Source organism: Nocardia blacklockiae (assembly GCF_015477355.1).
GTDB classification, from domain to species: domain Bacteria; phylum Actinomycetota; class Actinomycetes; order Mycobacteriales; family Mycobacteriaceae; genus Nocardia; species Nocardia blacklockiae.
Window position 1 is genome coordinate 1 of sequence record NZ_JADLRJ010000003.1, and the last position, 12,811, is coordinate 12,811.

Consider the following 12,811-nt stretch of genomic DNA (forward strand, 5'->3'; position numbering starts at 1 on the left):
AACAGATTATTGGGTTGATAGGCCGGAACTGGAAGCGCAGTAATGTGTGGAGGTGACCGGTACTAATAGGCCGAGGGCTTACCAACGAAGGTGTTACGCGTCCACTGTGCGGTATCTGAAACAACACGCGTTTGTGTGGATAGTTTCATAGAGTTACGGCGGTTATAGCGGTGGGGAAACGCCCGGTCCCATTCCGAACCCGGAAGCTAAGCTCACCTGCGCCGATGGTACTGCACTCGACAGGGTGTGGGAGAGTAGGACACCGCCGGAACATACGTTCGCGAAGGCCCCCGACACTGTCGGGGGCCTTCGTCGTATCCGGACCTCCCCGGCGAATCGGGCGAATTCCGCGCGGTGTGTGTAGAACCGCCGAATCCGGGCAAACTTGATGTACACGTGGCCGGCGCGCCGGATTCACAGCCACTTCACAAGCTATGGCAACCCGCCCCGGACCACTTCGCTGGATGATGGACGGGTAGCGGCGAACACGGGCCGCGCGGGAAGGACGGGATACGGATGGTCGGCGAGGCAGCGGCGGACGGAGCCCCCACCCTCGGTGCCCAGCGCACCGGATGGCGTCGGTTCTTCCTACCGGTGACCTACGGCTACGCCGCCATGCTCATCACCGTCGCCGCCCTGCTGGCCGCCCTGAGCGACGCCGCCCAGACCCAGGTGATCCTGCGGGCCAGCACCAACCTGAGCAACCTGCTGCGGGGCAACTACGGCACGCTCGTTTCCAGTGCGCTGGTGGTCGGCGACGGCGCGGCCGCGGCGCTGCTCATCCCGCTGCTGATCTGTCTGCTCGCGCTGGCCGAGCTGCGCTTCGGCGCGCTCACCACCATCCGCATCTTCGTGGCCGGGCACATCGGCGCCACGCTGCTGGTCGCGGCCGGCCTGTGGGTCGCGGTCACCGCGGACTGGGTGCCGGTGAGCATGACCACTGCGGAGGACGTCGGCATCAGCTACGGCGCGATGGCCATGATCGGAGCGTTCGTCGTGCTGCTGCCGCGGCGGTGGCGTGCGACCTGGTCGATCTCGTGGCTCGCGGTCGCGGTGTCCGGTGTGGCGATGGGCCGGACGTTCACGAACGTCGGACATCTGCTGGCGCTCGCCATCGGCCTGGTGGTCGGCTTCTGGCTGCTGCGCACGCATCGGGTGCGGCTGCCCCGGTTGCCGCGGCTGACTCGATTCGAGACCGGTCTGCTCGTGGTCGCGTCCGCGCTCGGGTATCTGTTGCTCGTGGGCTGAATTACACGGCCCGTACCCGCTCACCTAAAGTGCCTGGGGTGCGCCTCGTGATTGCTCGCTGCCAGGTCGACTACGTGGGTCGGCTCACCGCTCACCTCCCGATGGCTCGCCGCCTGCTGCTGATGAAGGCCGACGGTTCGGTGCTGGTGCATTCCGACGGCGGCTCGTACAAGCCGCTGAACTGGATGAGCCCGCCGTGCCGACTGGAGGAGCGCGACAGCGAGACCGAGGCGGCCAAGCTGTGGGTGGTGACCAACAAGGCCGGCGAGGAGCTGCGCATCACCGTCGCCGACATCGAGCACGACTCCGAGCACGAACTCGGCGTGGACCCGGGCCTGGTGAAGGACGGCGTCGAGGCGCACCTGCAGGAACTGCTGGCCGAGCACATCGAGACCCTCGGTCCCGGGTTCTCGCTCATCCGGCGGGAGTACATGACCGCGATCGGCCCGGTGGACATCCTGTGCCGCAACGCCGACGGCGCCACCGTGGCGGTGGAGATCAAGCGGCGCGGCGAGATCGACGGCGTCGAACAGCTGACCCGCTACCTGGAGCTGCTGAACCGCGACCCGCTGCTGGCCCCCGTCACCGGCGTGTTCGCCGCCCAGCAGATCAAGCCGCAAGCCAAAACGCTCGCCACCGACCGCGGAATCCGTTGCCTGACACTCGATTACGACGCGCTACGCGGCACCGAGAGCGACGAATTCCGGCTGTTCTAGGCTCGAACCATGCCCCGCCGGAAACCGCGCCCCAAGCAGTCCGCGGCGCGGCTCCAGCGGGAGCCGCGCCCGCTCGGCGACGTCTTCGGCCGCACCGAACCCGGCCCCGGCGGCAACGACACCTACATCGTCCGCACCGTCCCCGGTTCCCGCGCCACCAAAACCTACCGCTGCCCCGGCTGCGACCACGAAATCCCGCCCGGCACAGCCCACATCGTCGCCTGGCGCGAATACGGCGGCGAAGACGACCGCCGCCACTGGCACACCGGCTGCTGGCGCGGCCGCCACACCCGAACCATCACCCGCCGCTGGTCTTGAGCCAGCGAAGCCGCCCCACCCGCACTCCAACCGGCCGCGAACGCCAGATACCTCCCAGGACTGCATACCCCGCAAGGTTTTCGGCGCGTCTCGGTTTTCGGGTGCCGCCGCGCCGCGACGAAGGAGCAAGCGGCGGTGCCCGAAAACCGAGACTCAGGCGCCGAAAACCCGCCGCAGCGAAGCGAAGGCCAAATATAAGGAAGGCCGCTCCCCATCAGGGAGCGGCCCTCGTACGGTCGATATCGTTGTCGCCCGGCAGGATCGGCGTCAGCTCGAGACTTCTGCGTTCTCGCGCTCTTCGTCGTCGACGAGCTCGTCCTCCTCGGTCTTGACCTCGGGGATGGCCTTCTGGCGTCCGGAACCGGACTGCTTGCCGGACAGCGAGCGCTGTTCGGGGGCGCCGTCGAGGAGCTCGCTCTCGCGGTTGACCGCGGCGAGCATGGCCGGGACGGAGTCGAGCTGGCCGCGAATTCCCAAGAGCTGGGCCAGGACTCGGCCGCGCAGCACGCGCATTTCCTCGGCCAGCTCCTTGGCGTGGGCGATCTTGCGATCGGCCTGCTGGGTGGCGGAGGTGACCAGACGGTTGGCCTCGTCGGTCGCGTCCTTGATGCGCTGGGCGGCCTCGGAACGGCTGCTGGCCTCGAGTTCCTCCATGGCGCGGGTGAGCTTGGTGCGCCGCTCCGCCATGGTGACCTCGAAGTCCTGCTGGGCGGCCTTGCGCTTGGCCTCGGCCTCCTTGGTGATCCGCTCGGCTTCCGCGTTGGCGGCCTCGAGGATCTTCTTGGACTCCGAGCGCGCGTTGGCGAGGGTCTGCTCGAACTCGACCTCGAGCGCCTCGCGCTTCTCCTTGGTCTCGGCGAGCAGCGACTCGTACTTGCCGCGCATCTCGGTGGCCTGCTGCTCGGCGATCGAGATCATCTCGGCGGCTTCGGCCTGCGCCTGCGCACGGACCTCGGAGGCCTCGTCGGAAGCCAGGCGGAGCATGCGCGAGATGCGATCGCTCATGCCCTCGGCGGTGGTCGGGGGCACCGACAACCGGTCGACTTCCTTACGCAGCTCATCGATTTCGTCGCGTGCGTCTTCCAGCTGGGCGGCGAGATTTCGGGCCTGGGCTGCGGCGGCGTCGCGATCTGTGGCGGTGACCCTTAGTTCGGCATCGAATCGGTCAAAGTAATTGCGCACCTCATCGCGGTCGTAGCCCTTACGGACTACGGTAAACGGCAACGCGACGAAGCGATTGCGATCGGGCTCAGTGGACGACATGCCCCACAAACTACAGCCTGTCGGCTCACGATGGTGACCCGACCGCGAATGTCGTTACGACAAGTTTCCCCGGTCGGAATCCGATACTAGTGAGTAGGATTCGGCGCCGGCTCGACCAGCTCGATGAGCACACCTCCAGCATCCTTCGGGTGTACGAAGTTTATCCGGGAATCGGCGGTTCCGCGGCGAGGCGCGTCGTACAGCAAACGCAGACCTCGCGAGCGCAGGAAAGTAGCCACGGCCTCCACATCGGTGACGCGATACGCCAGTTGCTGGAGACCCGGGCCGTTGCGATCGATGAACTTGGCGATCGTGGAGGACTCGTCGATCGGCGCCAGCAACTGCAGAGCAGTCGAGTCGTCGCCGGCGGCGGGCAGCGACAGCATCGCCTCGTGGACCCCTTGGGCCTCGTTGATCTCGCGGTGGGTCTCGACCATTCCGAGGTGCTCGGAGTACCACGCGACGGCGGCGTCGAGGTCGGGAACGGCGACGCCGACGTGATCGACGGCGATCACGTAGTCGGCGGGGATGAATTCGGGCGTATCGGTAGCACTCACCCTTCGAACGTAGCGCGCACCTGCATGGTGCCGCCGAGACGGCACCGGTTACCTTGGAGTACGCGCGTTCTGTTCGTCGGCACGAGCGCATGCGCACCGCGTTCCCCATTACGAAGCGAGGCACATCGTGACTACCACCTCCGTCATCGTCTCCGGCGCCCGCACCCCGGTCGGTCGGCTGCTGGGTGGTCTGAAGGACTTCAGCGGTTCGGATCTGGGCGGGTTCGCGATCAAGGCGGCGCTGGAGAAGGGCGGCGTGCGCCCCGACCAGGTCGACTACGTCATCATGGGCCAGGTGCTGACCGCGGGCGCGGGGCAGATCCCGGCCCGGCAGGCGGCGGTCGCCGGCGGCATCCCGATGGATGTGCCCGCGCTGACGCTGAACAAGGTCTGCCTGTCGGGCATCAACGCGATCGCGCTGGCGGACCAGCTGATCCGGGCCGGCGAGTACGAGGTCGTGGTGGCCGGCGGCCAGGAGTCGATGACCCAGGCGCCGCATCTGCTGGAGAAGAGCCGCGAGGGCTTCAAATACGGCGACGTGACGCTGCGCGACCACATGGCCTTCGACGGCCTGCACGACATCTTCACCGACCAGGCCATGGGCGCGCTGACCGAGACCCGCAACGACGCCGACCACATCAGCCGCGCCGAGCAGGACGCCTTCGCCGCCGCCTCACACCAGAAGGCCGCCGCGGCATGGAAGAACGGCGTGTTCGAGGACGAGGTGGTCCCGGTGGCGGTGCCGCAGCGCAAGGGCGACCCGGTGCTGGTCACGCAGGACGAGGGCATCCGCGCCGACACCACCGTCGAGTCGCTGGGCAAGCTGCGCCCCGCGTTCCGCAAGGACGGCACCATCACCGCCGGTTCGGCCTCGCAGATCTCCGACGGCGCCGCCGCGGTGGTCGTGATGAGCAAGGCCAAGGCGCAGGAACTGGGCCTGAGCTGGATCGCCGAGATCGGCGCCGCGGGCGTGGTGGCCGGCCCCGACTCCACGCTGCAGCAGCAGCCGGCCAACGCCATCGCGAAAGCCTGTGCGAAGGAAGGCATTTCGCCCGCCGAACTGGACCTGGTGGAGATCAACGAGGCGTTCGCCGCGGTGGGCATCGCTTCCACCCGCCAACTCGGCATCGACCCCGAGAAGGTGAACGTCAACGGCGGCGCCATCGCCATCGGCCACCCCCTGGGAATGTCCGGCGCGCGCATCGTCCTGCATCTGGCGCTCGAGTTGAAGCGACGTGGTGGAGGTGTCGGTGCGGCTGCGCTGTGCGGTGGTGGAGGCCAAGGCGACGCGCTCATCGTCCGGGTGTAGAACCATCCGGTTGTAACCCAGCCCCGGCAGAGCGTCTCGGTACGCCGTCCCCTCGGCCGCGAAGCGCTAGCCACATACCCACACCCCCAAGGTTTTCGGCGCGTCTCGGTTTTCGGGTGCCGCCGCGCCGCGACGAAGGAGCAAGCGGCGGCACCCGAAAACCGAGACCTCAGGCGCCGAAAACCCGCCGCAGCGAAGCGAAGGCCAAAAACACAGCCGTACGTTGTGGCCCAGCGCGCCGGGATAGTCCCCACCCTCTGTGTCACAAACCACACCAACTACCCGCTGTCGTAGTAACGTCGACGTTGGGCACAATGGTGTCCATGGGCGAACTTTTCGATGTAAGCACCCTGGCCAAGCGAGTCCGGCTGTTCGGCGTGCTCGAGGCCGTCTCCTGGGCCTTGTTGCTTACAGGATCGGTACTCAAGCGGCTACCCGAGCCGATCACCTGGCCGGTGATGGTGTTCGGCATGCTGCACGGCCTGGTGTTCGTGGTGTTCGCGCTGAGCCTGCTGCTGGCGTGGCGGGAGTTCGAGTGGCCGGGGAAGACGCTGCTGCTGGGTCTGCTGTCCTCCGTCGTGCCGTTCACCTCGGTGTGGTTCGAGCGGTGGGCGATTCGCACGGGGCAATTGGGTGAACTGAGTGCGGCCGCGGCACCCGCCGCCGCTCGTTCGTGACAAACTGGGAACCGTGACTCGACCTGCTGCACGTCGTCCCTCGCCCGCCGTCGCCGCTGCCATGTCCGGTGCGGTGGATCTGTCCAGTCTGAAACAGCCGGCCGCCACGGACGCCGCCCCGACCGGCGGTCACGCGGTCACCGAAGCCGATTTCGAGACCAAGGTGCTGCGCCGATCGATGCAGGTGCCGGTGGTCATCGTCCTGTACTCGCAGCGCAGCCCGGGCAGCGTGGAGCTGGTGAAGCTGTTCGAGCGCCTGGTGGGTGAGGACGGTGGCAGCTGGGACCTGGCCACCGTCGAAGCCGAGCCCAACATGCGCATCGCGCAGGCCCTCGGGGTGCAGGGCATTCCGACGGTGATCGCGGTGGCCGCGGGCCAGCCGCTCGCCGATTTCCAAGGCGCGCAACCCGAACCGCAGGTGAAGCAGTGGCTGGCGGCCGTGGTCGACGCGGTGCGCGGCAAGCTGGAAGGCGGCGTCGAGGGCGAGGAGGCCCCGGCTGTGCCGGAGGATCCCCGCTTCACCGTCGCCGAGGAGGCCCTCGACCGCGGCGACATCGCCGGGGCGGAAGCCGCCTACGAGAAGATCCTCGCCGAGGAGCCCGCGAACGCCGAGGCCAAGGCCGCACTGCGGCAGGTGCGCTTCTTCGGCCGCGCGCAGGGCCTGCCCGCCGACGCGATCGAGCGCGCCGACGCCGCTCCCGACGATATCGACGCCGCCTTCGCGGCCGCCGACATGGAGTGCTTCAACCAGCAGCCCGAAGCCGCCTTCACCCGCCTGATCGACCTGGTCAAGCGCACCGCCGGCGACGACCGTAACCGCGTGCGCACCCGCCTGGTGGAACTGTTCGAGCTGTACGACACCGGCGACCCGGTCGTGGTCGCCGCCCGCCGCAAGCTCGCGACCGCGCTCTACTGAGATCGTCCGGGCCCCGCGGCCCGGACCGCGCATCGGCGGGCTCGCCGGGGCCGGGGGAGAGGCGAACGGATGCACATCACGAAGAAGGCCGCCCGGATCGCGGTGGGGACGCTCGCCGCGGTGGCGGTGCTGCTCCCGGCGGGGAGCGCCGCGGCGCAGGACGCGACCACGCGGCTCGTCCTCACCCGCGAGGACTCCGACCAGCCCACCCGCACGGCCACGCTGACCTGCGACCCGGTCGGCGGCTCGCACCCGAGCGCGGCCGCCGCCTGCCGCTTCCTGGCCCCACTCGGGGAACTCGTTCTCCCCGAAGAGGATCCGGGCGTGCGCTGCTTCCGCTACCACCCCGTGGTCTACCGCGCCGAGGGCATCCTGCACGGCGTCCCCGTCTCGGTCGAACGCACCTACGGCTGCCTGATCCCCGAACTGTCCGTCCCGTGGGAGTTCTGACCGCGCGTCCCGCCGGAGCGGACAGTATCCGTCCGCGCACTACCGGAGTACGGCGAGTGTGCCGAGCGCGGCCGCACTTCGAACTCTCGGCTCAGTACCGAGGCGCGTGGGCGGCCGAGCGCGGCAGCACTTCGAACTCTGTTCGGTTCAGCACCGGGGCCCGTGGGCGGCCGAGCGCGGCAGCACTTCGAACTCTGATCGGCTCGCCACCGAGGCCCGTGGGCGGCTGAGCGCTCGCGTTCAGGTCGCGGGGGTGAGGTTGCGGTCCAGCAGGGCGAGGAGTTCGCGCCAGTGGCGTTCGGCGGCTTGCTCGTCGTAGGCGGCGGTGTCGGTCTGGGTGTAGCCGTGGTGGGCGCCCGGGTAGACCTCGCTGCGGTAGCGGACGCCGGCGTCGTCGAGGGTGCGCTCGAGGCGTTCGATCTTCTCCACGGGCATGGACGGGTCGTTGTCGGCGTGGCCGAGATACAGCTCCGCCGTGAGGTTTCCGAGGGCCAGGTGCGGGCTGTCGGGGTTGTCGGTGACCAGCCCGCCGCCGTGGAAGCCCGCGACGGCGGCGACCCGCTCGGGGAAGGCGGCGGCGGTGTGCAGGGCCAGCCGGGCGCCCATGCAGTAGCCGGTGATTCCGATCGGGCCCGGGGCCGTCCGGTCGCTCGCGGCCAGCGCGTCGAGGTAGGCGCGGGCGTCGGCGGTCGCGATGTCCGGGGTGAGTTCCAGGATCATCGGCAGCAACTGCTGGAAGATGTCCGGCCGCTCCTGCGGATCGATGAACTCGGGCAGCTCCACCACGGGCGCGCGCCCGTGCCGGTAGAAGACGTTGGGGACCAGGACCGTGTACCCGTGCCCGGCGAGGCGGTCGGCCATGGCGCGCAGGCTCGGCCGCGGCCCGAAGGCGTCCATGTACAGCAGGACTCCCGGACGCGGCACGCCGTCGGCCGGGGCGACCAGGTAGGAATCGGCGACGCCGGCGGGCGTCGCGACGTCCACGGACTGGCCTTGCACTGCGGTCATGGGCGGTACCTCCTGGAAAGTCGGCGCTGGCTGTCCACCGGAGCGGAGGAACTCTCCGCTTCGAGTCTCGGTCCCAGCCTGCCACGCCGCGCCCGCCTCGGTACAGGCGCCCGCGCCCGGATTTCATGATCGCGCGGCGAATGCCGGTACGGTTGGACTCGTGACGGGTCGCATCGCCATCGATGACACCGCTCCGGCCGTACCCGGTGGCCGCCCGGCCAAAGCCGTGGTGGGCGAGGTGTTCCCGGTGCGGGCCGTGGTGTGGCGCGAGGGGCACGGCGTGGTGGCCGCGACGCTGGCCGTGCGCGCCCCCGGCGCCGCTCGCGCCCGGCGGATCCGGATGTCGCCGGACTACGAGCCCGACGTGTTCAATGCCGTGTTCACCCCGAACGAGCCGGGGACGTGGACCTTTCGCATCGAGGGCTGGGCCGACCCGATCGCCACCTGGCGGGCCGCGGTGGAGGCGAAACTGGCCGTCGGCCAGAGCGCCGCCGACCTGGCCAACGACCTCGAGATCGGCGCGCGGCTGCTGGACCGCGCGGCGCAGCAGGTGCCCAAGAAGCAGTGGGAGCGGCTGCGGGCGGCGGCCGCGGCGTTGCGCGGCGACGGGCAGCTGCCCGCCCGGGTGGCGCCCGCCTTCAGCGCCGAGGTGAGCGAGGTCCTGCGCGAAACGCCGCTGCGCGATCTCGTCACCCGCGGGCCGCAGCACGCGGTGCTGGTGGAGCGCCGGCAGGCGCTGGTCGGCGCCTGGTACGAGTTCTTCCCCCGGTCCACCGGCGGCTGGGACGCCGACGGCAAGCCGGTGCACGGCACCTTCGCGACCGCTGCGAAGGAGCTGCCGCGCATCGCCGCGATGGGTTTCGACGTGGTGTACCTGCCGCCGGTGCACCCGATCGGCAAGGTGAATCGCAAGGGCCGCAACAACTCTCTGACCGCCGAGCCCGGCGACGTCGGTTCGCCGTGGGCGATCGGCTCCGACGAGGGCGGCCACGACGCCTTCCACCCGCAGCTGGGCACCGAGGCGGATTTCGTCGGATTCGTCGACGCCGCACGGCAATTGGGCATGGAGGTGGCCCTCGACCTGGCCTTGCAGTGCGCGCCCGACCATCCGTGGGTGCGTGAGCATCCGGAGTGGTTCACCACCCTGCCGGACGGCACCATCGCCTTCGCCGAGAATCCGCCGAAGAAGTACCAGGACATCTATCCGCTGGACTTCGACAACGATCCCGACGGCCTGTACGCCGAGGTGCTGCGGGTGGTGCGGTACTGGATCGGGTTGGGCGTCACCATCTTCCGGGTCGACAACCCGCACACCAAGCCGGTCGACTTCTGGGAGTGGCTGATCGCGCAGGTGCGGGCCACCGATCCCGATGTGCTGTTCCTGTCCGAGGCGTTCACCCGCCCCGCCCGGCTGTACGGGCTGGCGCGGCGCGGCTTCGCCCAGTCCTACACGTACTTCACCTGGCGCACCGGCAAACACGAGCTGGCCGAGTTCGGCCGCGAGCTGGCCGCCAAGGCCGACGAGGCGCGCCCCAACCTGTTCGTCAACACGCCAGACATCCTGCACGAGAGCCTGCAGCACGGCGGCCCGGGCATGTTCGCGATCCGCGCGGTGCTGGCGGCCACGCTCGCGCCGGCCTGGGGCGTGTACTCCGGATTCGAGCTGTTCGAGCACCAGGCGGTGCGCGCGGGCAGCGAGGAGTATCTGGACTCGGAGAAGTACGAGCTGCGCCCGCGCCGCTTCGCCGAGGCCGCCGCCCGCGGCGAGTCGCTCGAGCCGTGGCTGACCCGGCTCAACGAGATCCGCCGCGCGCATCCGGCGCTGCAACAGTTGCGCTGCATCGCTTTTCACCACGTCGACAACGACGCGCTGCTGGCGTACTCGAAGGTCGATCCGGACAGCGGCGACGCGGTGCTGGTCGTGGTCAACCTCGATCCGTACGGCGCCGAGGACGGCATGATCTCACTGGACCTGCCCGCGATCGGCCGCGAGTGGCACGACCACCCGGTGGTGGTCGACGAGGTCAGCGGCGAGGAATACCACTGGGGCCAAACCAATTACGTGCGCCTGGACCCGGTCCGCGCGGTGGCCCACATCCTCGCGCTGCCGCCGGTGTCGGCCGCCGCGCGCACGGAACTGGCGTACCGGCGGTCCTTCCGGTGAGGGCACGGGGTCGATGAACCGCCGCGACCTCCTGCTGCTCGCCGCGGGCACCCACCGGGACCCGCACACCGTGCTCGGCGCGCACCCGCATCCCGACGGCACCGTGATCAGAGCCCTACGGCCGCACGCGAATTCGGTGTCGGCCCGGATCGGCGGCACGGACTATCCGCTGCACCACGTGGAGCACGGCGTGTTCGAGGGCGTCGTGCCGTTCCCCGAACTCTGGGACTATCGCCTGCTCGTGTCGTATCCGAACAGCCGCACCGTGCTCGACGCCGACGGCTACCGATTCCTGCCGACGGTCGGCGAACTCGATCTGCACCTGATCGGCGAGGGGCGGCACGAACGGCTGTGGGAGGTGCTGGGCGCGCACCCGCGGCACTACACCACCCTCGACGGCGAGGTGACCGGGACGTCGTTCGCGGTGTGGGCACCCGCCGCCCGCGGGGTCGCGGTGACCGGCGATTTCGACGGCTGGAGCGGCAACACCGCGCCCATGCGCGCGCTCGGCGGGTCCGGCGTGTGGGAGCTGTTCCTGCCGGGCGTCGGCGTGGGGGAGAAGTACAAGTACCGGGTGCACGGCGCGGACGGGCGCAGCGCCGACCACGCCGATCCGCTCGCCTTCGCCACCGAGGTGCCGCCCGCGACGGCGTCGGTGATCACCGAGAGCCGCTACGCTTGGCGCGACGACGCCTGGCTCGCGGCCCGCGCCCGCACCGACCCGACGCGGTCGCCCATGAGCGTCTACGAGGTGCACCTCGGCTCCTGGCGGCCCGGCCTCGACTACCGGGAGATGGCCGAGCAGCTCGCCGAATACGTTGTGGCGCAGGGGTACACGCACGTCGAACTGCTGCCGATCGCGGAGCATCCGTTCGGCGGCTCGTGGGGGTACCAGGTCACCTCCTATTACGCGCCGACCTCCCGATTCGGCGCTCCCGACGAATTCCGGGCGTTCGTGGACCACCTGCACGCCGCCGGGATCGGCGTGCTGCTGGACTGGGTGCCCGCGCACTTCCCGCGCGACGAGTGGGCGCTGGCCCGATTCGACGGCACGCCCCTCTACGAGCACCCGGACCCGCGCCGCGGCGAGCAATTGGACTGGGGCACCTACGTTTTCGACTTCGGCCGACCCGAGGTGCGGAACTTTCTGGTGGCCAACGCGCGCTACTGGATCGAGGAGTTCCACATCGACGGCCTGCGCGTCGACGCGGTGGCCTCGATGCTGTACCTGGACTACTCGCGCCCCGAGGGCGGCTGGGAGCCGAACATCCACGGGGGCCGTGAGAATCTGGAGGCCGTCGCGTTCCTGCAGGAGATGAACGCGACGGTGCACAAGCACTTTCCGGGCGTGGTCACCATCGCCGAGGAGTCCACCACCTGGCCCGGCGTCACCCGCTCGACCGACGTCGGCGGGCTCGGCTTCACCATGAAGTGGAACATGGGCTGGATGCACGACACCCTCGGCTACCTGGCCCGCGACCAGATCCACCGCAGCTGGCACCACAACGAGATCACCTTCTCGACGGTGTACGCGTGGAGCGAGAACTACGTGCTGCCGATCAGCCACGACGAGGTGGTGCACGGCAAGGGCACGCTGTGGACCCGGATGCCCGGCGACGACTGGGTGAAGGCCTGCGGGGTGCGCGCGCTGCTGGCCTACATGTGGGCCCACCCGGGCAAGCAGCTGCTGTTCATGGGCCAGGACTTCGGCCAGTTCCGGGAGTGGTCGCACGACCGCGGCCTGGACTGGCAGGAGCTGGAGAACCCTCTGCACGACGGCATCCGGCGGCTGGTGCGCGATCTCAACGCGGCCTATCGCGCGCATCCGGCGCTGTGGAGCCAGGACACCGCGCCCGGCGGCTACGCCTGGATCGATGCCGACGACCGCGCCGGCAACGTCGTCGCCTTCCTGCGCTACGGCGCCGACGACTCGCTGGTCGCGTGCGTCTACAACTTCTCCGGTGCCCAGCATCGCGACTACCGCGTCGGGTTGCCGGTGGGCGGCCGCTGGCGCGAGATCCTCAACACCGACGCCGCCGACTACGCGGGCAGCGGCATCGGGAATCTCGGCGGGGTCGAGGCCGTCGCCGAGCCGTGGCACGGACGGCCGTATTCGGCGGCGGTCACCCTCGCCCCGAACAGCGCGGTGTGGCTCGCTCCCGAGTGAGCGCGCCGGGGCCGCAGG

12 protein-coding genes and 2 rRNA genes are annotated in these 12,811 nt (G+C 69.7%); 11 read left to right on the forward strand and 3 right to left on the reverse strand.

Translation table 11 applies throughout. The features are described 5' to 3' along the window. The 5 genes from IU476_RS09505 to IU476_RS09525 all read left to right on the forward strand — a co-directional run. Positions 1–86: ribosomal RNA gene (locus IU476_RS09505) — 23S ribosomal RNA — on the forward strand; the annotation flags it as partial. Between the two features lie 68 nt (positions 87–154). Next, positions 155–271: ribosomal RNA gene (rrf, locus tag IU476_RS09510) — 5S ribosomal RNA — on the forward strand. A 245-nt stretch (positions 272–516) separates the two neighbouring features. Beyond that, positions 517–1,248 (forward strand): rhomboid-like protein, encoded by a 732-nt coding sequence (locus IU476_RS09515; RefSeq protein WP_195098761.1) that lies wholly within the window; start codon positions 517–519, stop codon positions 1,246–1,248. 38 nt (positions 1,249–1,286) lie between these two features. Beyond that, positions 1,287–1,964 carry an endonuclease NucS gene (gene nucS / locus IU476_RS09520; protein ID WP_195098762.1) on the forward strand — a complete coding sequence of 226 codons (678 nt, stop codon included), beginning with the start codon at positions 1,287–1,289 and terminating at the stop codon, positions 1,962–1,964. A 9-nt stretch (positions 1,965–1,973) separates the two neighbouring features. Beyond that, positions 1,974–2,282 carry an Rv1322 family protein gene (locus tag IU476_RS09525; protein ID WP_195098763.1) on the forward strand — a complete coding sequence of 103 codons (309 nt, stop codon included), beginning with the start codon at positions 1,974–1,976 and terminating at the stop codon, positions 2,280–2,282. Between the two features lie 267 nt (positions 2,283–2,549). Here IU476_RS09525 and IU476_RS09530 read toward each other — a convergent pair whose 3' ends face one another. After that, positions 2,550–3,545, reverse strand: coding sequence for a coiled-coil domain-containing protein (locus tag IU476_RS09530; protein ID WP_195098764.1), 996 nt, complete (start codon positions 3,543–3,545; stop codon positions 2,550–2,552). Positions 3,546–3,631: 86 nt separating this feature from the next. After that, positions 3,632–4,102, reverse strand: coding sequence for a methylmalonyl-CoA epimerase (gene mce / locus IU476_RS09535; RefSeq protein WP_195098765.1), 471 nt, complete (start codon positions 4,100–4,102; stop codon positions 3,632–3,634). Between the two features lie 127 nt (positions 4,103–4,229). Between mce and IU476_RS09540 the strand changes: the two genes are divergently transcribed. The 4 genes from IU476_RS09540 to IU476_RS09555 all read left to right on the forward strand — a co-directional run bounded on the left by IU476_RS09540 (position 4,230) and on the right by IU476_RS09555 (position 7,454). Continuing rightward, positions 4,230–5,411, forward strand: coding sequence for an acetyl-CoA C-acetyltransferase (locus tag IU476_RS09540; protein WP_195098766.1), 1,182 nt, complete (start codon positions 4,230–4,232; stop codon positions 5,409–5,411). Between the two features lie 323 nt (positions 5,412–5,734). Next, positions 5,735–6,088, forward strand: a complete 354-nt coding sequence (locus IU476_RS09545; RefSeq protein WP_195098768.1) for a DUF3817 domain-containing protein — start codon at positions 5,735–5,737, stop codon at positions 6,086–6,088. A gap of 61 nt (positions 6,089–6,149) precedes the next feature. Next, positions 6,150–7,004 carry a tetratricopeptide repeat protein gene (locus IU476_RS09550; RefSeq protein ID WP_195099769.1) on the forward strand — a complete coding sequence of 285 codons (855 nt, stop codon included), beginning with the start codon at positions 6,150–6,152 and terminating at the stop codon, positions 7,002–7,004. Between the two features lie 69 nt (positions 7,005–7,073). After that, positions 7,074–7,454: an SSI family serine proteinase inhibitor gene (locus IU476_RS09555; RefSeq protein ID WP_195098769.1), complete on the forward strand. Its 381-nt coding sequence runs from the start codon at positions 7,074–7,076 to the stop codon at positions 7,452–7,454. A 240-nt stretch (positions 7,455–7,694) separates the two neighbouring features. Here IU476_RS09555 and IU476_RS09560 read toward each other — a convergent pair whose 3' ends face one another. Further along, complete coding sequence (locus IU476_RS09560) at positions 7,695–8,462, reverse strand: dienelactone hydrolase family protein (RefSeq protein ID WP_195098770.1); 768 nt, start codon at positions 8,460–8,462, stop codon at positions 7,695–7,697. 160 nt (positions 8,463–8,622) lie between these two features. Between IU476_RS09560 and IU476_RS09565 the strand changes: the two genes are divergently transcribed. Together IU476_RS09565 and glgB are read left to right on the forward strand one after the other, a co-directional pair. Further along, positions 8,623–10,626, forward strand: a complete 2,004-nt coding sequence (locus IU476_RS09565; RefSeq protein ID WP_324193967.1) for an alpha-1,4-glucan--maltose-1-phosphate maltosyltransferase — start codon at positions 8,623–8,625, stop codon at positions 10,624–10,626. A gap of 13 nt (positions 10,627–10,639) precedes the next feature. Continuing rightward, entirely contained in the window at positions 10,640–12,793 is a 2,154-nt protein-coding gene (gene glgB, locus IU476_RS09570; protein WP_195098772.1) for a 1,4-alpha-glucan branching protein GlgB, read from the forward strand. Positions 12,794–12,811: the final 18 nt, after the last annotated feature.

What these genes read in the sequence shown, in the direction of transcription:
- IU476_RS09515 (WP_195098761.1), top strand. Translation starts at nt 517, where the DNA reads ATGGTCGGCGAGGCAGCGGCGGACGGAGCCCCCACCCTCGGTGCCCAG.
- IU476_RS09525 (WP_195098763.1), top strand. Translation starts at nt 1,974, where the DNA reads ATGCCCCGCCGGAAACCGCGCCCCAAGCAGTCCGCGGCGCGGCTCCAG.
- IU476_RS09530 (WP_195098764.1), bottom strand. Translation starts at nt 3,545, where the DNA reads ATGTCGTCCACTGAGCCCGATCGCAATCGCTTCGTCGCGTTGCCGTTT.
- IU476_RS09545 (WP_195098768.1), top strand. Translation starts at nt 5,735, where the DNA reads ATGGGCGAACTTTTCGATGTAAGCACCCTGGCCAAGCGAGTCCGGCTG.
- IU476_RS09550 (WP_195099769.1), top strand. Translation starts at nt 6,150, where the DNA reads ATGTCCGGTGCGGTGGATCTGTCCAGTCTGAAACAGCCGGCCGCCACG.
- IU476_RS09555 (WP_195098769.1), top strand. Translation starts at nt 7,074, where the DNA reads ATGCACATCACGAAGAAGGCCGCCCGGATCGCGGTGGGGACGCTCGCC.
- IU476_RS09560 (WP_195098770.1), bottom strand. Translation starts at nt 8,462, where the DNA reads ATGACCGCAGTGCAAGGCCAGTCCGTGGACGTCGCGACGCCCGCCGGC.
- glgB (WP_195098772.1), top strand. Translation starts at nt 10,640, where the DNA reads ATGAACCGCCGCGACCTCCTGCTGCTCGCCGCGGGCACCCACCGGGAC.